This is a genomic window from Pseudomonas sp. LB1P83 (assembly GCF_054897885.1).
This window is the reverse complement of the sequence record NZ_CM142709.1, coordinates 6,248,730-6,271,493: the sequence shown is the minus strand read 5'-3', so window position 1 is coordinate 6,271,493 and position 22,764 is coordinate 6,248,730. Positions and strand designations below refer to the sequence as shown.

Genomic DNA, 22,764 nt, shown 5'->3' with positions numbered 1-22,764 from the left:
GCAGTCCAGTCAGAGCGGTGGGTCTGAAAAAACAGGGTCGCCCATTTTGGGGCCGCTTCGCAGCCCAACGGGGGTAAACCCCCTCGCCACAAAAGCCCCTTCACCACAAAGCTCCTCAGCCACAGGGATTAGCTATCGGCGGCGATGGACGCGCCACGCCAATACCCCGAGGACGAACAATCCAAACACCCCGGCCATCGCCCACATCAACTGGTCATAACTCATGACCGGCTTCTCGATCCGCAGATACCCCGGCTGCATGAGCAGCACGCGCATGGCCTTGTTCGCTTCTTCCAGCGTCACGCCTTGCAGTTCCCTGGCTGGGTCGGCGAAACGCCCGTCCTGGTAGTCCCCAAGCGCGCTCCAGTAATAATCGGCCAGCGCGCTGTTGCCTTGCACCGCCCAGGCCTGGCGGGCGATGGCAGCCTGTTTGAGGCGGTTGAAGGTGTCTGCATTGAGACCGTCCTTGAGCAAACCGGCCTTCAAATCCTCCAGCACTTGTTCGGCTTCAGGCACGTCGTCGCGCTCAAGGTCAGCGTTCAGGCTCATGAAGCCCACTCCGCCAAACACCTCGCGCTCGGCCGAGGGACCGTAGGACAAACCGTGGGACAGGCGTAATTGGCGATAGAGCGCCCAGTCCAGATAGTCCTTGAGCAGGTCGAAGGTTTCGTCGTGCTGATCCTCCAGCACGGGTTCCGGCACCAGCCAGTGCAACTTGGCACCACCGCCGACAAAGCCGTTGCTAAGCGTGCGCTCATGGGCAGCGCTGGCCTGGATTTCCGGCAAGGGCAGGTGATCGCTGGGGTCGACGGCTTCAAGTGCGCCATACGAGCGTTCCAGATACGCCGGCAACAACTTGTCGAGCTCGCCGACCACGATCAGCGTCATGTTGTTGGGCGCATACCAGGCCTTGCGCACCGCCTCCAGTTGCTCGCGGGTCAGGTAATCGACCTCGGCCCGCTCGGGGCATTTGAGGCCCAGCTCCACCGCCAGCTGATTGCTCGCCGTGTGGCCCAGGTCCTGACGGTCCAGCCAACGCTGCAAGTGCGAGTAATGGCCGCCGTCTTCGCGCTCGACCACTTGTTTGGCCGCGTTAATGGCGTTGTCGTCGATTCGGGTCTGCGTCAGCAGCGCCAGCAGCAGGTCGAGCACCTTGCGCTGGTTCTTCGCCGGGGCTTCGATGACGAACGTGGTGTCGGCGTTGCTGGTGAACGCGTTCCACTCACCGCCCAAGGCCTGCATCCGTTCTTCCAGGCCACCTTCGCCGGTGGCATCGATGCCGCTGAACAGCAAGTGCTCAAGCAGATGCGGCAGCTCCTTGTCGGCGCAGCTGAAATCATCCAGCCCAACGCCGACCACCAGACGGATCGCCACATGCCCGCGCTCGGTGCCGGGCTTAAGCAGCAATTGCAGGCCGTTGGGCAGCGTATAGCCCTCGACCTGAAAGCGATCCAGGGCAAACGAAGGAAATGAGCCAAGCAATAGACAGGCGAACAGCAGACAACGCATAGCAAGCTTCCAGGCAACCAATCGGAGATCCGTGTCGTCAGTCATGCCGCCTTCGCGAGCAAGCCCGCTCCCACAGTGGATCTTTGTTGCACTTGGAAACAGTGTCCGACTCAGATCACCTGTGGGAGCGGGCTTGCTCGCGAAGACGGCGTTGAGGCTGAGTACATGTTACTGACTGACCACACCGCCAGACGTTCAAGGCGAATGCGTGATGTCAGCCATATCGTCGACCGCCAGTGCACCCGTGTCCGACGTTTCCAGCACCGCATAAGCGCTGCTGCAGAACAGCGAATTCAAACGCTTCATGTCGGCGATCAGCTCCAGGTGCAGTGAACTGGTCTCGATACTCTGCACAATCTTACGTTGCAACCGGCTGACATGAGCATGGGCCAGGCGGCGTTCCTGTGCGCGAAAGCGACGTTTCTCACGCAGTAACTGGCGGGCGCTTTCCTTGTCCGCACTGAGAAATACCGACAACCCGAGACGCAGGTTTGAGATCAACTGGTTGTGCAACCCGGCCAATTCTTCCAGACCGACCTCGGAAAAAGACCGGCGCTGCGAGGTTTTCTGCTGCTGCACCTTGCGCAGCATGCGTTCGATCAGGTCACTGGCCAGCTTGAGGTTGATCGCCAGTTCGATGATTTCCGCCCAGCGCCGACTGTCTTGATCGCTCAGGTCTTCGCGGGGCATTTGCGCCAAATAGAGCTTGATCGCGCTGTAGAGCGCTTCGACATCATCCGTCAGTTTGCGCATTTCCTGGGTGATGGCGGATTGATTGCCGCGCAGCACGTCGAGCATCGCTTCGAGCATATTGTCGATCAAATCGCCCATGCGCAGGGTTTCTCGCACGGCGTTGGCCAGTGCCAGGCTGGGGGTGACCAGCGCTGTCGGGTCGAGGTGCCGGGGTTTCGCCATGCCGTTGAGCTCCGGCCGCTCCGGCAGCAGCCACGCGCAAAGCCTGGCCATCGGGCCGACGCTGGGCAGCAGGATCAGACAGCGCGCGGTGTTGTAGAGCAGGTGAAAGCCGATGACCATTTCCTGAGGACTGAAGTCGAGGCTGTCGATCCAGTGCACCAACGGGTCCAGCACCGGAATAATCAGCAGCAAGCCGATCAGCTTGTACAGCAGGCTGCCGAGCGCCACCTGGCGCCCGGCGGCGTTTTGCATGCTGGTGCTGAGGAACGCGAGGACGCCGCTGCCGATGTTGGCACCGATCACCAGGCCGATAGCCACCGGCAGACTGATCACGCCGGCGCCCGCCAGGGTCGCGGTCAGCAGGACGGCGGCCAGACTGGAGTAGGAAATCATCGCGAACAGCGCGCCAACCAGGGCATCGAGCAGGATGTCGCCGGTCAGCGAGGCGAAAATCACCTTCACGCCCTGCGCCTGGGTAATCGGCGCGGCGGATTCGACGATCAGTTGCAGCGCCAGAATGATCAGCCCGAGGCCGATGCTGACGCGGCCCATCTGACCCAATCGGGTCTGCTTGCGGGACAGAAAGAAAATCACCCCGAGGAAGATCAGCAGCGGCGACAACCATGACAAATCGAGCGTCAGCACCCGCGCCATCAACGCGGTCCCGACATCGGCGCCGAGCATGGTCGCAAGCGCGGGAGTCAGCGCCATCAGTCCCTGACCAACGAAAGAGGTGACAAGCATGGCGGTGGCGTTGCTGCTCTGGACCATCGCGGTCACGACGATCCCCGAGATGAACGCCAGCCAGCGTTTGGACATGTTTTGGCCGATCACATGGCGCAGATTGGAACCGTAGACCCGCAAGATGCCGGTTCGGACGATGTGCGTGCCCCAGATCAACAAGGCCACGGCAGATAACAAATTGAGCAGGGTGAGCATGCAGGCCCCCTGTGGTGGTAGCGCCCCAAAGGGGCAAGTTGACGGTGCCGCGACGTTCTACGTTCTGTTACTTAAGCTGTAGTTGGCTAACGGTCTGGGCGCCAGCATCGCATAGCTAAAGAAGTGTTTGAAACAAAACTGTCATAAAAACAGGTTCATGCGGAGATGAAAAAGGGATCCGAAGGTCTCAGCCGGACAGTTGAAAAGGTGCGCGGACACAAACCCTGTGGCGAGGGAGCTTGCTCCCGCTGGGCTGCGCAGCAGCCTCGTCTGGAGCGACTCTTCATTCGCTGTAGTAATCCGAACCGACGCTAAGGTCGATTAGGTACTTCGCCGTTTTCGGGTTGCGCTCATCGCACCGTGCGTAGCATTTGACGTTTAGCGCAAGACCATATTTGTGCGGAACCAGAAGCATCACAACAACAACTTGATCGAACAACAGGTTCTGCAAAGCATTTCTATTGACCTCATTACTTACCCTTAACCAAGCGTGGCTTTCATTATCCCGCGGTACCCATCCAGAATTTTTTAACATCTCCTGCAAATGGATGATTAAGGGAGCCAACTGATCGTAGGGTAGAGCCTCCAACATCGGAGAAGTAGTAAGAGTTGATACTTTCTCTCCTTTGTAACCTACAGCACCAAATTTCGTTGGCGGTAAGGTGAAGCCGTGTTGCGGGTCATCAAATTGGACAACAACTGGACTGCTAATCCAAGTTGAGTCCATTTCTGGTGGTTCACTTGGATATATCGCGGTTTTAGCTTTGACTGGAAATGATGAGTCACGCACGACTTCTATGTATGGCTTCCCGATATAAACGTTCAAAAAATCAACCGAATGGTGAAAGGAAGTCAGGCAAATGAACACCATAAAAAATGCTGCAATTTGCAAACATCGACGCCGCCGTCTGGAGCGACTCTTCATTCGCTGTAGTAATCCGAACCGACACTGACATCAATCAAATACTTCGCCGTTTTCGGGTCTCGCTCATCACAGCGGGCGTAGCATTTGACGTTTAGCGCAAGACTGTACTTGTGAGGTATAAGTAGCATCACAATAACAACCTGATCGAACAATTTACTTCGAAGCGAATTTCTTTCAGTTTCATTTGTTGTTACCAGCCAAGCATGATCACTGGTGTCTCGCGGTGTCCAACCTGCTTCTTTCAACATGGTCTGCATTTTGTCTAGAAGGGGCATGAGCTCCTCAAATGTCAAAGTCTCTAGCATTGGAGATGTGGTAAGGGTTGCAACTTTGCTCTTGTTGTACGTCACGGCACCAAATTTGGTTGGTGGCAAGATGAAGCCATGCTCGGGATCATCAAACCGGATTACAACAGGGCTGCTGATCCAGGTTGAACTTGGATGAGGTGGTTCACTGGGGTAAACGGCTGTCTTGGCGTGTACGGAGAACGTTGAGTCTCGTACTACCTCCTCGTACGCTTTACCAACGTGAACGCTAAGCACGTCTATGCTTCTATTTGAGTACGCCGCATAAGCAACGAGAGTAGTAGCGATGCCAACAACTAACAATCGAATATGCTTTGGGAGAATCCTCATTTGACGCCTCCGCCGTGGGATATCTCTGTTATGGATTTCTCCAATTGGGTATGTGTTAAGGAGTCTTTAAGTAAACGATCAAATTGCGCTGCAGCTCGAAGTACAAAAGCCATACGCTGATCTTTGTCCGACAAATCAGAGAATGGATTGCGACCAAATGTGACTTTATAATCAGGAGCCTTACATTGGCTGGCTAGAGTAAGTTGAATTTCTTCAGAAATTCCAGTGAATAAGCCAGTTACCACAGACACAACATCACCGGCTTGAGTGCCTTGCATAAGTCTTGCAAAGCGGGTCACGTCATACATGGCTGGCTGAAGAATATTTAGCTGCTCATGAGCAGCCATAAGCTCAACGCTTGTAGCAATGTCACCGGCCTCGATTGCCTTAAAGGTATCGGATACCTCTGTCCGGAACGCACCGAATTCAACTTTATCTGCAATGGGCCAAAGCACTTCATTTTTTAGACTGCTACGGTCAGGCAGACACTTCTCCATTTCCTTGAATCCTCGCACCATAAAAAACCGATGTAGTGGATACACATCTAGGAAAAGAGCCGTGTTTCCAAGTGCCAGCATTTCGTGAACGTATTGCAACTCTTCTTGCAGAAATGCAATCCCGTCACCTGACAGCGGATCACTCGTCAAGGGAACCGGGTTCTGCTGCTTAGCCTGATCCCACTGGTTCCAAAGCTCAGGATCCGAACGCAATTTGTTGACCACGATGCGTTCATACAAATCCTTAGACTGGCTGTCTTTTAATGTCTGGTATGCCTTTTTTTCCGCTTCGATTCTCTGGTCTAGCGTGGTGGCATGAATCAACCCACACCCCACCTGCTTAGAAGCAAACGCCGCCAACCCCGCCCATTGAAACCGGTTATCCGCCAGCCACAACTGCGCATAGGCCGCGTTGATCTTGCGGTTACGAGCTTGCGGGTCGGCAATCAACACGCCGCCCGGTGCGACCCACTCTTCGGCTTCTTTCTGAAACCTGCGCCACAGGCAGTTACAGGTCAGCAATGGCACTTCGACGCGGGTTTTCGGGTTGGGGCCGGCCTTGGTGGTTTCGCGCTTGCAGGCGGGGAGTTCGCAGGTGCTGTCCCACAGTTTCTTCATGTCCAGGTCGTCTGGGGCCATGCATTGTCCAGTCATTTCATTCTTCCTTGAGGCGTCAGACAGTCCAGCGGACTACGGCGAGGTCGGGCTGCAGGGTGGCGACGCTTTGGGTCATGCCCTCAGCGTTGGTCTGGCCTTTGACGATGCGGCCTTCGGCGGTTTCGATTTCGTAGTCCTGTTGGGCAATCGGCTCGCCATTGCCGGCGCTGACGGCTTTGAACTCGACCAAGGGCTGACCAATGATCGGCAGGGGCGGAGTGAACGGCGTGGGGGTATGAGAGCTGCCGATGATGACGTCGCCGGAGCCGCCAATCACCACACCGCCATGGCTGGTGGTGCTATCGAGCGTCATGGCGTTCAGGCCGTTGATGAACACGGTTGAAGAGAATCAGCCGTTCAGGGTCTGACCGCAGGTGCATGTGTCGCTGACCCGAGCGGCCGCAAGACCGTTGAAAAACACATCGGGAGAACCGCTGGCAATCGGGTTGGTGCCGTGGCCGGGGAGGGGGCAGGTGGTGGGGTCCGTGAGGCGTGCAGCCGGTTTTCCAGACATATGCATTCCTTGTCATGTCGGTTGAAGCGAGCGAGGGACGCTAACCACCAGAGCTCGGTGCGTCAACCTTTTGAAAAAAGCAGTCCGCTGTTTTGATGTGATTCACGCGTTTTTGCAGTGCGTGTTTAAAGACACCCGGCGTTACTTCTCGGAGGCTACAACGCCTTGCGTCGTTGCCTACGGCTACGCCAGAATCCGCCGGCTTGTGCGCCTTGACCCTGCTCTCTATCGTTTGTCCGTCGCTAAAAACAGCGATCGGGTTTGGTAGCCCGGAGTCTGGCGCATAGCCACTTTTGCGGACGCTTTTTCAGGTCGTAGATTATGGTGGCCATGCGCAGGGTCCCTTCGGGGGCGCCGGTTCCAGTACTCCGGTCTACCAACCTGTGTATGGCCACCACCCATCGTTTGGTAGCGAGAGTGAGGGCTCCAAGTAACCAGTACTGGAGTTCTATCTATGTTCAAGGCAACGCCCAACCCACCGGACACCGATCCGGTCGCTCACGACTTCCCACCACGCAAACCCAGCACGATCTTCTTCATAGACCCCAAGGTCGATAACGAAACCCTGCTCGCTCACGCCTGCGAATCGTTGGCGTCAGCCAGTGTCATGGCCAGTGATCTCGCCGCACGAATGGAAGGCACACACCGCAACACCCTGCTGGGGATTCAGCAAAACATCATGTTGGGGGAGTTGGCGGTGAATCGAGTGCTGGATAACCTCGATCCGCCTGGGTAACCACTGAGCAAAAAAAATGTGGGAGTGAGCCTGCTCGCGATAGCGGCCGCTCAGTCAACATTAAAGTTGAATGTAACGGCCTCATCGCGAGCAAACTCGCTCCCACAGGTTTTGTGCACTGACTGACACCAGCCAGTGCACAGGTTCGGGTTACTGCCCCGGAATGTCCTTGCGCAGCTTCACCGGATCTTGCTGTTTGCGTTTTTTCGCAATCGCGGTGCGCATCTTGATGTTGATCGCTTCCACCGCCAGCGAGAACGCCATGGCGAAGTACACGTAGCCTTTTGGCAAATGCACTTCGAAGGACTCGGCAATCAACACGGTACCGACCAGCAACAGGAACGACAGCGCCAGCATTTTCAGCGACGGGTGCTTGTCGATGAATTCGCTGATGGTGCCAGCCGCCAGCATCATCACCAGTACGGCGACGATGATCGCTGCGACCATGACCGGCACATGGGAAACCATACCCACGGCGGTGATCACCGAATCCAGGGAGAACACGATGTCGATAATCGCAATCTGGATGATGGTGTACAGGAAGCTGCCACCCTTGGCGGTCGGTTCCTCGTGGGTCTCATCCTCGCCCTCCAGCGCGTGGTACATCTCTTGCGAGCTCTTCCACAGCAGGAACAGACCACCGAAGAACAGGATCAGGTCTCGCCCGGAAATGCCCTGGCCGAACACTTCGAACAAGTCAGCGGTAAGGCGCATGACCCAAGTGATCGACAGCAACAACAGGATCCGCGTGACCATGGCCAGCGCCAGGCCGAAGATCCGGGTGCGCTGCTGCATGTGCTTGGGCATGCGGCTGACCAGGATCGAAATCATGATGATGTTATCGATACCCAGGACGATTTCCAGGGCGGTCAGGGTAAAGAAGGCAACCCAGATTTCAGGGTTGGTCAGCCATTCCATGTGTATTCCTTTGAGGATGTGTTAAACCACAAAAGGCCCGGGCTTCGAACAGCGAAGCCTGGACCCGTTGTGGTGAGTCTTGGGCTTATAGAGTGCTGAACAGCGGAAAAATCCCCATCAGCAATGCTGCAACCAGTATGCACATGCACACCAGCACTGCCCATTTCAGGGTGAAGCGCTGATGGTCACCGAAATCGATACCGGCCAGGGCCACCAACAAGTAAGTCGATGGTACCAGCGGGCTCAGCAAGTGGACGGGCTGACCGACGATCGAGGCACGTGCCATTTCAACCGCGGTTATACCGTAATGACTGGCTGCTTCGGCAAGTACTGGTAACACGCCGTAATAAAATGCGTCGTTCGACATGAAGAACGTGAACGGCATGCTCACCAGCGCAGTGATTACGGCCAGGTACGGACCGAGGAAATCAGGGATCACCGCCAGCAGGCTTTTCGACATGGCATCGACCATGCCGGTGCCCGTCAGGATACCGGTGAAAATGCCCGCGGCAAAGATCAGACCGACCACCGCCAGCACGCTACCGGCGTGAGCCGCGACGCGATCCTTCTGCTGTTGCAGGCAAGGATAGTTGACGATCATGGCAATACTGAACGCCACCATGAACAGCACCGGCAGCGGCAACAGACCGGCGATCAAGGTGCACATCAGTGCGAACGTCAGGGCGCCGTTGAACCAGATCAGTTTTGGACGACGGGCATCCGGGAACTGCGAAACGCTGATTTCGCTGTGGTCGATTTCGTCGCCCACCAAGTGCAGTTCACCCAGACGCGCACGTTCACGTTTGCCGTAGAAGTACGCGATAGCCAGGATGGCCAGGACACCGAAAGCCATCGCCGGAATCATCGGTACGAAGATGTCCGACGGGTCCACGTGCAGCGCACTGGCTGCACGGGCCGTCGGGCCGCCCCACGGGGTCATGTTCATCACGCCACCGGCGAGGATGATCAGACCGGCCATGATCCGCGGGCTCATGCCGATGCGGCTGTAGAGCGGCAGCATGGCGGCCACGCAGATCATATAAGTGGTCGCGCCGTCACCATCGAGGGAAACGACGAGCGCCAGTACGGCGGTGCCCACCGACACTTTCAACGGGTCGCCCTTGACCAGTTTGAGGATCTTGCGCACGGCCGGGTCGAACAGGCCGGAGTCGATCATCAGGGCGAAATACAGGATGGCGAACATCAGCATCACGCCGGTCGGCGCAAGCTTGGTGATGCCTTCGAGCATCATTGGGCCGATCTTCGGCGCAAAACCACCGAACAGGGCGAAGACGATTGGAATGATGATCAGGGCGATCAGCGCAGACAGGCGCTTGGTCATGATCAGGAACATGAACGTGATGACCATGGCAAAGCCAAGGAAAGTCAGCATGGGATTACTCCAGGCGTAGCGCGGCTAGGGAATGGGCGAACCGGGTGGGTCAGCGCAGAACGGGAAGCACGAGGCGTACGGGCGGAGTTGCAGCGAAGCGGCGGGTAGCAAAGGACATCAGGATCACCATTGTTGTTGTTAAATGGGCTGTGCGAGCGATAAAACACTGGCATTGGCCGACCGGTCTTTTGCCGGCAGTGGGGGCGATCCTAATCGGAGAAGCTTTCAGCCAGCTTTCGCTGGTGAAAGCATTGACCGGATGTGTGACCGGTCGTCGGACCGGGGCAGGGCATTAAACCGGGTTGAGCCCATCGCGAGCAGGCTCACTCCCACATTGGATTTACGTCGAACACAAATCCCCTGTAGGAGTGAGCCTGCTCGCGATGGCGTCGGTACATACGCATCAGGAGGAATGGTCATGAACGAACTTCACACCGGCGGCTGCCACTGCGGACAGCTGCGCTATCAATTCAGCGGTCCATTGCACGACATCGCCCACTGCCACTGCTCGATCTGCCGGCGAGTCAGCGGTGGGATCGTGACGACCTGGATCACCGTGCCCTCGTCGGCCTTCAAATGGCTGAAAGGGAAACCGGCTCAGTACGATTCCTCGACAACCTGCGTGCGCTATTTCTGCCCGACTTGTGGGGCGCAACTGGCGCTGACGACGCACCTCAGCCCCGAGAGCATCGACGTGACCATCGCCACCCTCGATCACCCGGAGCAGGCCCCGGCCGAGCGGCACATCTGGACCGACAGTCGTTTGCCCTGGCTGCACCTGGACGAACATCTGCCGGGCGAAGCCGAAGAAAGCGCCTGATCAAAAAATAGACAGATCCAGCGGCCGGATCGCACCCATCCAGATCGCGTGCTCGGTGTGGTCCAGCAAATCGTTGCCGGTGTCCGGGTGCAGGAACACCACCAAACCCTTGCGGTTGAGCGCCAGCCACGGCAGCACGTCACCGATGAGCTCCGGCCCGAACGCCAATTGGCAACTCCAGTCCGGGTGCGGGCCCACCGGGCGTTCGTGCACTCGGCCCATTTTCAGCGGGAACAATTGCGCCGCTTGCTCACACAACGCTCGCGCCTGATCAATGCTGCTGGCGTCGAAGTAGACATGGGCGTGGTAGCCCTTGATCTGTTGCATCTGAAACCCTCTAAATCCCAGTCGAACCCTCACCGATTCCTACAGGTCACACGACATATACGTCGGAAAACAAGGAATCCCAGCCATGAAAAATGCCGAAACCCCCGTGGTGAAAGTGGTGCTTTATGGTGCCATGAGTAGCCTGGGCAGTGCGCTGATGGCTGAAATGTTGCGGCGCCAACATGAAGTGATCGCGATTCTGGATGACCTGACGGCGCTCCCACCGCGCCCGGGTTTGCGCACCAAGACCGGCGATCTGTTCGAGGCTGAACGGGTCAAGCAAAGCGTGGCGGGCAGTTCGGCGGTTATTTGCCTGCTGGACGCACCAGGATTGCCGTTCAACAGCGAGTACGTGGAAAAAACCATCGTGCCAGGCCCGGTCGAGCAGGTGCTGGCAGTGGATGCCCTGATCGAGGGCATGCAGGCGGCGAGCATTGCCCGACTGTTCCTGGTGGGGGATTTCGCCGAACTCGACGAAACGGAGGCTGAAGCGCTGAATCCCCTTCAGCGGCATGCCGCCGAGGAAATCCTCGATGCGCTGCAAAGCAGTGCCTTGCACTGGACCTTGGTGAATGCACCTCGCGGCGTGCCGGGGCTGACGATCGAACATTTCAGCCATATCAGCAGCAGCCTTGAGCCCGGTCTGGCTGAACCGCTTGAACGGCTGAACCGCGTGGCGGTGGGGATTGCCGATGAGTTGCAGCTCAATCTTCACGTTCGCGAGCACGTGAACTTCGTTGCGACCGACCCTACACCGCGATAGACGGCAGGGGCATGCCTTTAAGCGATTGGGCGCTGCTAGCCTGCTCAGCCATCAACCAGTCCACAAACTGTTGAATCAGTGCCCCACGCCGTTTTCGCTGAGGCAGGACCACGTAATAGCCAAGCCTGGAAATCACCGTGTCGGCAATCGGTCGGCACAACAGACCTTGCGCCAGCAAGTTATCCACAAGGTGCCGCCAACCGATCGCCACGCCTTGGCCGCCGATCGCCGCTTGAATCAGCAGCGTGTAATTGTCGAAGCGCAATTGCCCGGGGGCCGGCGCCGACGTGATCCCCAACTCGCGAAATACGCCGCTCCAGTCGAACCAGTTACTGCTGTTTTCACCGCGCAAATGTAGCAGCGGGAATTCCAGCAATGACTGGGCCGGCAAGGGCAGGGGACGGTCCTTCAATAACAGTGGGCTGCACACGGGGAACACTTCTTCGCTGAACAGCCAATGGCTTTCGCCCTGTTTAAACCGGCCATCGCCAAACAACACCGCCACGTCGATATCGGTGCGCAGCATGTTGTGGCTGCGTTCGCTGGTGACGAGGCTGACATCCACCTGAGGATTGGCGGCGTGAAAACGGTGCAGACGCGGCATCAGCCAATACGCGGCGAAGGCGAAATCGGTCGCAACCTGCAAGACCTCATGTTGATGCTGTGCGCTGATCGCGCTTAATCCTGCATCGATATTCTGCAAACCGAGCTGAACCTGCTCGAAAAGTATGGTTCCAGCCTCCGTCAGTTCGATGCCGCGATAGATGCGATCAAACAGGCGCGTGGCAAGTTGTTCTTCCAGCCGCTTGATCTGCTGGCTGATCGCCGGCTGCGTGGTGCCGAGCTCGACCGCAGCGGCGGTGAAGCTGCGCTGACGGGCCGCCGCTTCAAAGGCACGAAGCAGGTCCAAGGACAAATCACCAAGGGCGTCATACATAAGCTGTGCTTATCCTAGTCATTGCCGCGCATGGGCTTTACCACAAAGTGCGTGGACTCCATGCTCGATCGCAGCACTCTCGCATAAATATTCACTATGGAATGCCGCGATCACATGAAGCGCAAGAATATTCTTTTCATCATGGCCGATCAGATGGCCGCGCCAATGTTGCCGTTCTACGGTCCTTCGCCCATCAAACTGCCTAATCTCAGCCGCCTCGCCGCCGAAGGCGTGGTGTTCGACGCCGCTTATTGCAACAGCCCACTGTGCGCGCCGTCGCGTTTCACCCTGGTCAGCGGTCAGTTGCCGAGCAAGATCGGCGCCTACGACAACGCGGCCGATTTTCCCGCCGATGTACCGACTTATGCCCACTACCTGCGTCGACTCGGCTACCGCACCGCGTTGTCGGGCAAGATGCATTTTTGTGGTCCGGATCAGCTCCACGGCTATGAAGAACGCCTGACCAGCGACATCTACCCGGCGGATTACGGCTGGTCTGTGAACTGGGATGAGCCAGATGTGCGTCCGACCTGGTTCCACAACATGTCGTCGGTGCTGCAAGCCGGGCCGTGCGTGCGCACCAATCAGCTGGATTTCGACGAAGAGGTGGTGTTCAAGGCCCAGCAATACCTGTTCGATCACATCCGAGAGGACGGCGATCAGCCGTTCTGCCTGACCGTGTCGATGACTCACCCACACGATCCGTACACGATTCCCAAGGCTTTTTGGGATATGTACGCCGACGCCGACATCCCGTTGCCCGAAACCCCGGCGCAAACCGAACTCGATCCGCATTCCCAGCGTTTGCTCAAGGTGTACGACCTGTGGGACAAACCGCTGCCTGTGGATAAGATTCGCGACGCTCGCCACGCGTATTTCGGCGCGTGCAGCTATATCGACAGCAACGTCGGCAAACTCGTGCAAACACTCGAAGAAACCGGGCTGATCGACGACACCATCATCGTCTTCTCCGGTGACCACGGCGACATGCTCGGCGAGCGCGGGCTCTGGTACAAAATGCATTGGTTCGAAATGGCTGCCCGCGTGCCCCTGTTGATAAGTGCACCGGGACAATTCGGGGCCGGGCGAGTCAGTGCTGCGGTTTCCACCGCTGACCTGTTGCCCACCTTCGTCGAACTGGCCGGCGGATCGTTGGAGCCAGGCCTGCCGCTGGACGGCCGCTCGCTGGTCTCGCACCTGCAAGGGCAGGGCGGTCACGACGAAGTCTTCGGCGAATACATGGCCGAAGGCACCATCAGCCCGTTGATGATGATCCGGCGCGGCGCCTATAAATTCATCTACAGCGAAGACGACCCTTGCCTACTCTTCGATGTACACAACGATCCGCGTGAACAGGAAGAACTCAGTCAATCGCCGCAACATCGGCCGTTGTTCGAAGATTTTCTGGCCGAAGCACGGGCCAAATGGGACATTCCGGCAATTCACCAACAGGTGCTCGCCAGCCAGCGGCGCCGGCGTTTCGTCGCCGAGGCGCTGACCATCGGCAAGCTGAAGAGCTGGGATCACCAGCCGCTGGTGGACGCCAGTCAGCAGTACATGCGCAACCACATCGATCTCGACGATCTGGAGCGCAAAGCACGTTATCCACAACCCTGCCAAAACCAATAATGTTAAGGGGAAGTCCATGCAAAAGTTATCCACAGTACTGACGGTCGGGCTATTGGCTCTGGGCAGTGCCTCGGCATTTGCCGACCAGAGCTGCGACACGGTGAAAATGGCCGACCCAGGCTGGAGCGACATCGCCGCGACCAACGCCATTACCGGGTTTCTGCTGGACGGCATGGGCTACAAGGCCAAGGTCGACACCCTCGCAGTGCCGATCACCTTTGGCGGGTTGAAGGATGGCCAGGTCGATGTGTTCCTGGGTAACTGGATGCCGGCGCAGCAGGGCTTCTACGACAAGTTCGTCGCCACGGGTGATGTCACGCAACTGGCGAAGAACCTCGACGGCACCGAATTCACCCTGGCAGTCCCGGATTACGTGTGGGATGCGGGTGTGCATAACTTTGCCGACCTGAACAAATACGCCGACAAGTTCGACAAAAAGATCTACGGCATCGGCTCCGGTGCGCCAGCAAACATCTCGTTGCAAGAGATCATCAAGAAGAATGACTTCGACATGGGTCAGTGGAAACTGGTCGAGTCCAGCGAGCAGGCCATGCTGGCCGAAGTGTCCCGCGCGGTGAAGAAACAGAAGTTCGTGACCTTCCTCGGCTGGACGCCGCACCCGATGAACGTGCAGTTGAAAATGCATTACCTGAAGGGCGGCGAGAAGTACTTCGGCGACACCGGCAGCGTTCATACACTGACCCGCAAAGGTTATGCACAGGCCTGTCCGAACGTTGGCAAGCTGCTCACCAACCTGAGTTTCACCCAGGAGATGGAGAACAGCATCATGGCCGAGGTGGTGAACAAGAAAGTCAGCAATGCCGATGCGGCCAAGGCGTGGATAAAGGCCAATCCCGCCATACTGGATAAATGGCTGGATGGTGTGAAAACCGTGGACGGGAAGGATGCGTTGTCAGCCGTAAAAGCCAAGCTCTAACCAATCCTTGTAGGAGCGAGGCTTGCCCGCGAAGAACGATAACGCGGTTCTTTAGAAAAACCGCGTTATCGTTCTTCGCGGGCAAGCCTCGCTCCTACAGAGGGAAGGATCGTCGTCTGTCCTGTTACCCTTGCGCAAAATTCTCAACCGAGAGGACCCATGGCCTTCCCCAGCCGCCATTCACTCTTCCCCTTCCTTTCCTGGTTGCCCCGGCAAACCCGCGCCAGCGTCGGCCGTGACCTGATCGTTGGCCTCAGCGGCGCCATTCTTGCGCTACCACAATCCATTGCCTACGCCTTGATCGCCGGTCTCCCGCCGGAATACGGCCTGTACGCCGCGATCATCCCGGTGCTGATCGCTTGCCTCTGGGGTTCGTCGTGGCATCTGATCTGCGGTCCTACGGCGGCGATTTCCATCGTCCTCTACGCCAGTGTCAGTCCTCTGGCCGTTCCCGCGACAGAGGACTACGTCACCCTGATCCTGCTTCTGACGCTGCTCGCCGGGATTTTCCAGTGGCTGCTCGGTTTGCTGCGCTTTGGCGCCCTGGTGAATTTCGTTTCGCACTCGGTGGTGCTGGGCTTCACCCTCGGCGCGGCGGTGGTGATTGCGATCGGCCAACTGCCGAACCTGCTGGGGCTGGACCTGCCCAATCAGTCCACCGCACTGGACAGCTTTTTGATGGTGTTCCATCACCTCAGCGAAGTCGATAAACCTTCGCTGGCACTGGGGCTGGCCACCGTCATGGTCGGCGTGATCCTGAAATTACTGCTGCCACGCTGGCCGACGCTGTTAATCACCTTGGCGCTGAGCGGCCTACTGGCGTGGTTCTGGCCCTCGATGTTCGGCCATGTGAAGCTGGTCAGTGCGTTTGTCGGGCGGTTGCCGCCTTTCAGTCCACTGCCACTGGACCTGGATCTGATCCTGCGGTTGCTGCCCAGCGCCGTGGCGGTGGGGATGCTCGGACTGGTGACCAGTCTGTCGATTGCCCGTTCCTTGTCGGCTCGCTCACAGCAATTGCTCGACGCCAATCAGGAAGTCCGCGCCCAGGGTTTTTCGAACATGGTCGGGGCGTTTTTTTCCGGCTCGCTGTCAGCCGGCTCCTTCACCCGCTCGGGCCTGAGCTACGAAGCGGGCGCCTGCTCGCCGTTGGCCGGCGTGTTTTCAGCGCTGTGGGTGGCGCTGTTCGCAATCTTCGGCGCGGCGTTGATCGCGCACATTCCGATTCCGGCCATGGCCGGTAGCATTTTGTTGATCGCCTGGGGCTTGGTGGACCATCGGGGCATTCGCGCGCTGTTGCGGGTCAGCCGCGCCGAGTTTCTGGTCATGGCGCTGACCTGCGTTGCCACGCTATTGCTTGAGTTGCAGACAGCAATCTATGCCGGGGTCTTGGCTTCGCTGTTCTTTTACCTCAAGCGTACTTCGCAACCACGGGTCCAGCATTGGCGCGAAGGCGATGAAGACATTCTGCGGGTCGGCGGCTCAATCTTTTTCGGCGCCAGCCATTACCTGCAAGTGCGCCTGCAACGGATGCACGGCACGCGTGTGGTGATCGAGGCGCAGCAGATCAACTTTATCGACTATTCAGGGGTGGAAATGCTGCATCAGGAGGCGCGGCGGTTGCTCAAGCAGGATCGCAGCCTGACCTTGCGGCGCGCACGGCCGCAGGTGGTGGAGGAGTTGCGCAAGCTTGAAGGCGCGGAAAAATGCCCGATCCGGTTTGAGGATTGAAATACCGTCTCCTGTAGGAGCGAGGCTTGCCCGCGAAGCCTTTGGCATTCTTGAGGACGCCTTCGCGGGCAAGTCGGACCGCCGCACCGCTCGCTCCTACAGTTTATGCGGCCAGCTGGCGACGGAGTTCAGCCAGCACCGGCGCTGTATCCGGGCGCACACCGCGCCACAGGAAGAACGCTTCTGCCGCTTGTTCAGCGAGCATTCCCAACCCATCCATCGACACCGCCGCGCCGTGTTCACTGGCCCAGCGGCAGAACGAGGTCGGTTCCTTGCCGTACATCATGTCGTAGCAAACGGTCTTGCCCGGCTCGATCAGGCTGCTGGCAATCGGCGGTACATCGCCTGTCAGGCTGGCGGATGTCGCGTTGATGATCAGGTCCACCGATTCCCGCAGCCAGTCGAAACCGCTGGCCGACACTGGCCCCAGGTCCGCGAACAACTCCGCCAGCAATTCAGCTTTCTCCACCGTGCGGTTGGCGATGATCACCGACGCCGGTTGCTCGGCCAGCAACGGTTCCAGCGCACCCCGCACCGCGCCGCCGGCACCCAGCAGCAGGATGCGTTTGCCCTTGAGGCTGACACCGGCGTTGACCGTCAGGTCCCGCACCAGCCCGGCGCCGTCGGTGTTGTCGCCCAGCAGGCTGCCATCGGCGAGTTTGCTCAGGGTGTTGACCGCGCCGGCTCGCTGCGCCCGCTCCGTCAGACTGTCGGCCAGGCGATAGGCCTCTTCCTTGAACGGCACCGTCACATTCGCCCCGCGACCTTCGAGGAAAAACGCCCGGGCGAAGTCGGAAAAGTCGTCGAGTGGCGCCAACGAGGTGCTGTAGTCCAGTTGCTGAGCGGTCTGCTCGGCGAACAAGCGATGGATCAGCGGCGATTTACTGTGGCCAATCGGGTTACCGAATACGACGTAACGATCCATCAGGATTCCTCTCAGGCCTTGGCCAACCAATCGCGGTCTTGCAGGAAGTATTCAGTCAGGCGGGCTTCTTCGCTGCCCGGCTCGGCCTTCCAGTCGTAGCCCCAGCGGACTTGCGGTGGCAGGGACATGAGGATCGACTCGGTACGCCCGCCCGATTGCAGACCGAACAACGTGCCGCGGTCGTAAACCAGGTTGAACTCGACGTAGCGGCCACGGCGGAATTCCTGGAATTCGCGCTGCTTGGCGGTGAACGCATCGTTCTTGCGGCGCTGCACGATCGGCAGGTACGCCTCGATGTAGGCATCACCGATGGCGCGCATGAAAGCGAAGCTGGTGTCGAAGTCCCACTCGTTCAAGTCATCGAAAAACAGACCGCCGATGCCCCGTGGCTCGTGGCGATGCTTGATGTGGAAGTAACTGTCGCACCAGGCCTTGTAACGCGGATAGACGTCCGGGCCGAACGGCGCGCAGGCCTGCTCGGCGACGCGGTGCCAGTGCACGCAGTCTTCTTCGTTGCCGTAATAAGGGGTCAGGTCGAAACCGCCGCCGAACCACCAGACCGGTTCTTCGCCTTCTTTTTCAGCGATGAAAAAGCGCACATTGGCGTGAGAAGTCGGCACCTGCGGGTTGTGCGGGTGAATCACCAGCGACACGCCCAGGGCTTCGAAACCACGGCCGGCCAATTCGGGGCGGTGGGCGCTGGCGGACGGTGGGAGACCGCTGCCAAAGACGTGGGAAAAGTTGACGCCGCCCTTTTCGATCACAGAGCCGTTTTCGATCACGCGCGTGCGACCGCCACCGCCGGCAGGCCGGGTCCAGGCGTCTTCGACGAATTGCGTGCCACCGTCTTCGGCTTCCAGGGCAGCGCAAATACGGTCTTGCAGGTCGAGCAGATAGGCTTTTACGGCCTCGGTGCGGGTCGTCATGTCATCACCTTGAATCGGGCAAAGCTGCGCGGCGTTTGACGGCCGGCGGCAAATTGCTGCGTAGGATAACACTGCACCTTGCCCCGCCGCAGTTGACGAAGATCAAGCTTAGGAGTCCGATAGGGAGCTTCGCAAATGACCTAAGGAGAGTTCTGATGGCAAAGCGTATCCAGTTCAGCGCCCATGGCGGCCCCGAAGTGCTTGAGTATGTCGACTATCAACCCGCCGAGCCCGGCCCGCAGCAGGTTCGCGTGACCAACAAGGCCATCGGACTCAACTTCATCGACACCTACTACCGCAGCGGTCTCTATCCGCCGCCCGCGCTGCCATCGGGTGTGGGTTCGGAAGGTGCGGGCGTGGTCGAGGCGGTCGGCAGCGAAGTCACCCGTTTCAAGGTCGGTGATCGCGTGGCGTACGGCAGCGGCCCTTTGGGTGCCTACAGCGACGTTCACGTTCTGCCGGAAGCCAATCTGGTGCACCTGCCGGATGCCATCAGTTTCGAGCAGGCCGCCGGCGTGATGCTCAAGGGTCTGACCGTGCAGTACCTGCTGCGTCAGACTTATGAACTCAAGGGCGGCGAAACCATCCTGTTCCACGCCGCTGCCGGTGGCGTCGGATCCCTGGCCTGCCAATGGGCCAAGGCCTTGGGTGTGAAGTTGATCGGCACGGTCAGCTCACCGGAGAAAGCCGCACTGGCCAAAGCCAACGGCGCGTGGGCGACCATCGACTACAGCCACGAAAACGTCGCCCAACGCGTACTGGAATTGACTGACGGCAAAAAAGTCCCGGTGGTGTACGACGGGGTCGGCAAGGACACCTGGCTGACGTCGCTCGATAGCGTGGCACCACGGGGTCTGGTGGTGAGCTTCGGCAATGCTTCCGGGGCAGTGGATGGGGTGAACCTGGGGATATTGTCGGCGAAGGGTTCGTTGTACGTGACCCGGCCGACACTCGCGACTTATGCGAACAATGCAGAAAACCTGCAGCGTATGGCGGATGAGCTGTTTGAGATGATCATCAGCGGCAAGCTTACGGTGGACATCAGCCAGAAGTATCCATTGGCTGAGGCGGCGAAGGCGCAAACCGAGTTGTCGGCGCGGCGTACGACGGGTTCGACTGTTTTGTTGCCTTGAGAACGCCTTCGCGGGCAAGCCTCGCTCCTACAAGTCTCATGTCGTACACATAATTCGTGTTCGACCACAGACCTGTAGGAGCGAGGCTTGGTCTGGGCGGCATTCCGACGAAGAACGATGACTCGGTCTTAGTCCGGGCGAATGACGTTCCCGGTCGCGAGATCGCGAATCACGCTCGGATTCTTGCGCCCGCCAAGGTTACCGCCAAGGATAAAATCCACCTGCCCTCGGAAATACTGCTCGACGCGAATCCGCGTCCGCGCCGCCGGCCGGCCCTGAGGGTTAGCCGATGTCGACACCAACGGCCCCACCATCGCACATAAATCCCGCACCTGCGGGTGGTCGCTAACGCGCAGCGCCACCGTTTCATGCTTACCGGTAATCCACAGGGGCAACAAATTCTGATGCGGCACCAGCCAGGTGTTCGGCCCTGGCCAAGTGCTGGCCATGCGGTCCATCCACAGTTCGGGAAAGTCTTCGAACAGGAAGTCGAACTGACGGATATTGTCGGCCACCAGAATCAGGCCCTTTTCCATAGACCGGCCCTTGATCATCAGCAGACGAGAAACCGCGCTTTCGTCCCACGGATCACAACCCAGGCCCCAGACCGCTTCGGTTGGATAGGCAATCACCGCCCCTGAGCGAACGGCTTGTGCGGCTTGTTGCACACGCCAATTGTTGACCATGAAAAACTCTCCGGAATAAGGCTCTGCGCAGTTTACCGATCTTCCTTGTAAAACCTAGCTCACCCGCGCAAACCAGCGCCCGTTTTCGCACACCGCCAGGCCATCCATTTCCAGTTCCGTCAGCGCTGCCAGCACTTTGGACAAGGTCCAGCCACTGCTGACCGACAACGCTTCACTGGTATGGGGCGCGGCGTGAAGCAACATGAGCAGTGGATGAGTGGGTGCTTGCAGTGTCTCTGTGGAGAACGGCAGCCGTTGCCAGCCGCGCAAGGCTTCGAGGATATGCTCGATGGTTTCAACCAGCATCGCGCCGTCGCGGATCAATTGGTGACACCCCTTGGCGCCCGGGTGATGGATCGACCCTGGAATCGCGTACACCTCGCGCCCTTGCTCCGCCGCCAACCTCGCCGTGATCAATGAACCGCTGGCGACACTCGCCTCGACCACCAGCACCCCAAGGGATAAACCGCTGATGATCCGGTTGCGCCGAGGGAAGTTGCCGGCGCTGGGGCCGGCGTCCAGCGGGAACTCGGAAAGCACTGCGCTGCCCGACGCGATCATGGCGTCGGCCAGCCGCCGATTGCGCTGTGGATAAAACTTTTCAAGTCCCGTGCCAACTACCCCGACCGTTCGCCCACCGACGTCCAGCGCGGCTTGATGCGCGGCGGCATCGATGCCCAGCGCCAGACCGCTGGTGATGACGAAACCGGCGCTGGCCAGACTGCGCGAAAACGCAGCTGCGGTGTCCATGCCCGGCCGCGAGGCGCGACGACTGCCAACCATAGCCAATTGCGGTTTTTCCAGAATGCCCGGATCGCCTGCCACAAATAACAGCGGCGGCGCATCACTGATTTCCGCCAGCAGCGCCGGGTACTCAGGCTGGTCCCACATCAGTAAATGCTGGCCCGGACGCTCTAGCCAGGCCAATGCGTGGCTCGCGCCATCACGCACTTCGTTGGCGCGTCGGGCCTCGGCGCACGCCAGTGGCAAGCCCAGCGAACGCCAGGCACTGGCCGGTGCACTGATGGCTTTTGACGCCGAGCCGAAGGCTTCGAGCAATTTCTTGAAACGCGCCGGCCCGAGTTCCGGCAACCGATGCAGACGTAGACGAGCTTCCAGTTCCGCAGGGGAAACCGGTGTGGCAGCAGACAGCGACATGGATCATCCTTGATCGTTATGAGCCCCGTTCAAACGGGAATAAGCTGTGGATAACTCTGTTGGTAACTTGTGGAGCAGGCTAAGGGTTTCGCACCTTGTCCATGACGGCCAGCGAGCGCGAAGCGTGGAGTACCAACCCGTAGCTGAGCTTGTCGTAAGTGCGGAAAACCATCAGCAAACCGGCACGCTCATCGGGAATTTTCAGCGGTTGGCCAGTGATCCGGTCACGCACGGTTTCACCGGTTTTCATCACCACCAGCACGTTGCCTTCAGCCAGGCCATCGCGTTGACCCTTGTTCAGCGTGACCACATCCAGCGCGCCAATCTGGGTGACCCCGCGCGGCACATCGATGATCAAGCCATTGACCTGGGTTTTTGGCGCACTGGGCATGAAGGTGGAGTTGATGGATCGCTCTTCACCGCTGAACAAACGGTCGCCGAGACGCACTTCCTGAGTCGTGCGTTGCAGCGCCAACGTGGCGACGTCGCCTTCGGTGGCCACAATCTCGCCACCGCCGATATCATCGGCATTGATCCCCAAAAACTCTTTGCTGTCGGGATCGGTGTAAACCTTACCCTGACGGAAGATGCCGTAGACCGGTTGGTTCGGATCGAAATGGCCACGGGCGAAAATACGGTCACCGGTGCCGCTGAGCACGCGTTCGGCATCGCCAGCGACGATGTAAGGCGCCTTGTCGAAGTCCTCGACCTTGTCGACGATGCGGTTGCTCAGCAGAAAGCTGTTGATCGATTGCAGGGGAATGCTCGGAATTGCATCGGCCACCGGCGAGCTGCGCACACGTGGCGAGAGCTTGATGGTGCCGCGCGAAGCCCCGCGATTGAGGGTCAGGCGCGGCTGGCCGTTGACGTAGACCAGCGACAACGAGTCGCCGGGGTAGATCAGATTGGGGTTTTCGATCTGTGGATTGGCCTGCCACAACTCCGGCCACTTCCATGGCTCCCGGAGGTATTTTCCCGAAATGTCCCAAAGTGTGTCACCCGCCACCACTGTGTATTGCTGTGGAAAACCTTCCTTGAGTTGCACTTGCCCGTGCGCCAAACCGGCCGAGGCCAGAAGGAGCAAGGCGAGTAGTGATTTCCTCATGCGGTGAATCCCTTTATTATGTGCGTTCGCGTGAAACGCCAGAGCCCTCGTG

General features: G+C 58.8%; 21 protein-coding genes and 1 pseudogene. 7 read left to right on the top strand and 15 right to left on the bottom strand.

The window, feature by feature from the left end:
• Positions 1-132 precede the first annotated feature (132 nt).
• From ACYZTY_RS28850 to ACYZTY_RS28825, 6 genes and pseudogenes are all read right to left on the bottom strand, one after another.
• Positions 133-1,509: a M16 family metallopeptidase gene (locus ACYZTY_RS28850; protein WP_461956452.1), complete on the bottom strand. Its 1,377-nt coding sequence runs from the start codon at positions 1,507-1,509 to the stop codon at positions 133-135.
• Between the two features lie 195 nt (positions 1,510-1,704).
• Positions 1,705-3,363: a Na/Pi cotransporter family protein gene (locus ACYZTY_RS28845; protein ID WP_461956451.1), complete on the bottom strand. Its 1,659-nt coding sequence runs from the start codon at positions 3,361-3,363 to the stop codon at positions 1,705-1,707.
• 283 nt (positions 3,364-3,646) lie between these two features.
• The gene (locus tag ACYZTY_RS28840) at positions 3,647-4,255 is read right to left on the bottom strand and encodes a hypothetical protein (protein WP_461956450.1); all 609 of its coding nucleotides are present in this window, start codon (positions 4,253-4,255) and stop codon (positions 3,647-3,649) included.
• Positions 4,256-4,284: 29 nt separating this feature from the next.
• Complete coding sequence (locus ACYZTY_RS28835) at positions 4,285-4,923, bottom strand: hypothetical protein (RefSeq protein ID WP_461956449.1); 639 nt, start codon at positions 4,921-4,923, stop codon at positions 4,285-4,287.
• Positions 4,920-6,074, bottom strand: coding sequence for a DUF2515 family protein (locus tag ACYZTY_RS28830; protein ID WP_461956448.1), 1,155 nt, complete (start codon positions 6,072-6,074; stop codon positions 4,920-4,922). The genes ACYZTY_RS28835 and ACYZTY_RS28830 overlap by 4 nt, the downstream gene beginning before the upstream one ends.
• A 19-nt stretch (positions 6,075-6,093) precedes the next feature.
• Positions 6,094-6,591, bottom strand: a pseudogene (locus ACYZTY_RS28825) (PAAR domain-containing protein).
• 454 nt (positions 6,592-7,045) lie between these two features.
• On the opposite strand from ACYZTY_RS28825, the gene ACYZTY_RS28820 reads away from it, so the two are divergent.
• Positions 7,046-7,327 (top strand): DUF6124 family protein, encoded by a 282-nt coding sequence (locus tag ACYZTY_RS28820; protein WP_461956447.1) that lies wholly within the window; start codon positions 7,046-7,048, stop codon positions 7,325-7,327.
• A gap of 150 nt (positions 7,328-7,477) precedes the next feature.
• Here ACYZTY_RS28820 and ACYZTY_RS28815 read toward each other — a convergent pair whose 3' ends face one another.
• Together ACYZTY_RS28815 and ACYZTY_RS28810 are read right to left on the bottom strand one after the other, a co-directional pair.
• Positions 7,478-8,245: a TerC family protein gene (locus tag ACYZTY_RS28815; protein WP_461956446.1), complete on the bottom strand. Its 768-nt coding sequence runs from the start codon at positions 8,243-8,245 to the stop codon at positions 7,478-7,480.
• An 85-nt stretch (positions 8,246-8,330) separates the two neighbouring features.
• The gene (locus ACYZTY_RS28810) at positions 8,331-9,638 is read right to left on the bottom strand and encodes a CitMHS family transporter (RefSeq protein WP_461956445.1); all 1,308 of its coding nucleotides are present in this window, start codon (positions 9,636-9,638) and stop codon (positions 8,331-8,333) included.
• A gap of 418 nt (positions 9,639-10,056) precedes the next feature.
• Here ACYZTY_RS28810 and ACYZTY_RS28805 point away from each other — a divergent pair, with 418 nt between their 5' ends.
• The gene (locus ACYZTY_RS28805) at positions 10,057-10,458 is read left to right on the top strand and encodes a GFA family protein (protein WP_461956444.1); all 402 of its coding nucleotides are present in this window, start codon (positions 10,057-10,059) and stop codon (positions 10,456-10,458) included.
• Here ACYZTY_RS28805 and ACYZTY_RS28800 read toward each other — a convergent pair whose 3' ends face one another.
• Positions 10,459-10,785, bottom strand: coding sequence for a DOPA 4,5-dioxygenase family protein (locus ACYZTY_RS28800; RefSeq protein ID WP_461956443.1), 327 nt, complete (start codon positions 10,783-10,785; stop codon positions 10,459-10,461). It abuts the gene before it with no gap.
• A gap of 85 nt (positions 10,786-10,870) precedes the next feature.
• Between ACYZTY_RS28800 and ACYZTY_RS28795 the strand changes: the two genes are divergently transcribed.
• Positions 10,871-11,548 carry an NAD(P)-dependent oxidoreductase gene (locus ACYZTY_RS28795; RefSeq protein WP_461956442.1) on the top strand — a complete coding sequence of 226 codons (678 nt, stop codon included), beginning with the start codon at positions 10,871-10,873 and terminating at the stop codon, positions 11,546-11,548.
• Here the strand turns inward: ACYZTY_RS28795 and ACYZTY_RS28790 are convergent.
• Entirely contained in the window at positions 11,535-12,485 is a 951-nt protein-coding gene (locus ACYZTY_RS28790; protein WP_461956441.1) for a choline sulfate utilization transcriptional regulator, read from the bottom strand. The two genes, ACYZTY_RS28795 and ACYZTY_RS28790, sit on opposite strands and share 14 nt — an antisense overlap.
• A gap of 114 nt (positions 12,486-12,599) precedes the next feature.
• On the opposite strand from ACYZTY_RS28790, the gene betC reads away from it, so the two are divergent.
• From betC to ACYZTY_RS28775, 3 genes are all read left to right on the top strand, one after another.
• Positions 12,600-14,114, top strand: coding sequence for a choline-sulfatase (betC, locus tag ACYZTY_RS28785; protein ID WP_461956440.1), 1,515 nt, complete (start codon positions 12,600-12,602; stop codon positions 14,112-14,114).
• Between the two features lie 16 nt (positions 14,115-14,130).
• Positions 14,131-15,051 (top strand): choline ABC transporter substrate-binding protein, encoded by a 921-nt coding sequence (gene choX / locus ACYZTY_RS28780; protein WP_461956439.1) that lies wholly within the window; start codon positions 14,131-14,133, stop codon positions 15,049-15,051.
• A 159-nt stretch (positions 15,052-15,210) separates the two neighbouring features.
• On the top strand, positions 15,211-16,779 hold the full coding sequence (locus ACYZTY_RS28775) for a SulP family inorganic anion transporter (RefSeq protein ID WP_461956438.1): 1,569 nt from the start codon (positions 15,211-15,213) through the stop codon (positions 16,777-16,779).
• Positions 16,780-16,882: 103 nt separating this feature from the next.
• On the opposite strand, the gene aroE is transcribed toward ACYZTY_RS28775, so the two are convergent.
• Positions 16,883-17,704: a shikimate dehydrogenase gene (aroE, locus tag ACYZTY_RS28770; protein WP_461956437.1), complete on the bottom strand. Its 822-nt coding sequence runs from the start codon at positions 17,702-17,704 to the stop codon at positions 16,883-16,885.
• An 11-nt stretch (positions 17,705-17,715) separates the two neighbouring features.
• On the bottom strand, positions 17,716-18,630 hold the full coding sequence (gene hemF / locus ACYZTY_RS28765) for an oxygen-dependent coproporphyrinogen oxidase (RefSeq protein WP_461956436.1): 915 nt from the start codon (positions 18,628-18,630) through the stop codon (positions 17,716-17,718).
• Between the two features lie 155 nt (positions 18,631-18,785).
• Here hemF and ACYZTY_RS28760 point away from each other — a divergent pair, with 155 nt between their 5' ends.
• Positions 18,786-19,763 (top strand): NADPH:quinone reductase, encoded by a 978-nt coding sequence (locus ACYZTY_RS28760; protein ID WP_461956435.1) that lies wholly within the window; start codon positions 18,786-18,788, stop codon positions 19,761-19,763.
• A gap of 128 nt (positions 19,764-19,891) precedes the next feature.
• Here the strand turns inward: ACYZTY_RS28760 and ACYZTY_RS28755 are convergent, their stop codons facing one another.
• The 3 genes from ACYZTY_RS28755 to ACYZTY_RS28745 form a co-directional block, all read right to left on the bottom strand.
• On the bottom strand, positions 19,892-20,449 hold the full coding sequence (locus ACYZTY_RS28755) for an L-threonylcarbamoyladenylate synthase (protein ID WP_461956434.1): 558 nt from the start codon (positions 20,447-20,449) through the stop codon (positions 19,892-19,894).
• Between the two features lie 54 nt (positions 20,450-20,503).
• Positions 20,504-21,607, bottom strand: a complete 1,104-nt coding sequence (gene dprA / locus ACYZTY_RS28750; protein WP_461956433.1) for a DNA-processing protein DprA — start codon at positions 21,605-21,607, stop codon at positions 20,504-20,506.
• 79 nt (positions 21,608-21,686) lie between these two features.
• Positions 21,687-22,712, bottom strand: coding sequence for a LysM peptidoglycan-binding domain-containing protein (locus tag ACYZTY_RS28745; protein ID WP_461956432.1), 1,026 nt, complete (start codon positions 22,710-22,712; stop codon positions 21,687-21,689).
• Between the last annotated feature and the right edge of the window lie 52 nt (positions 22,713-22,764).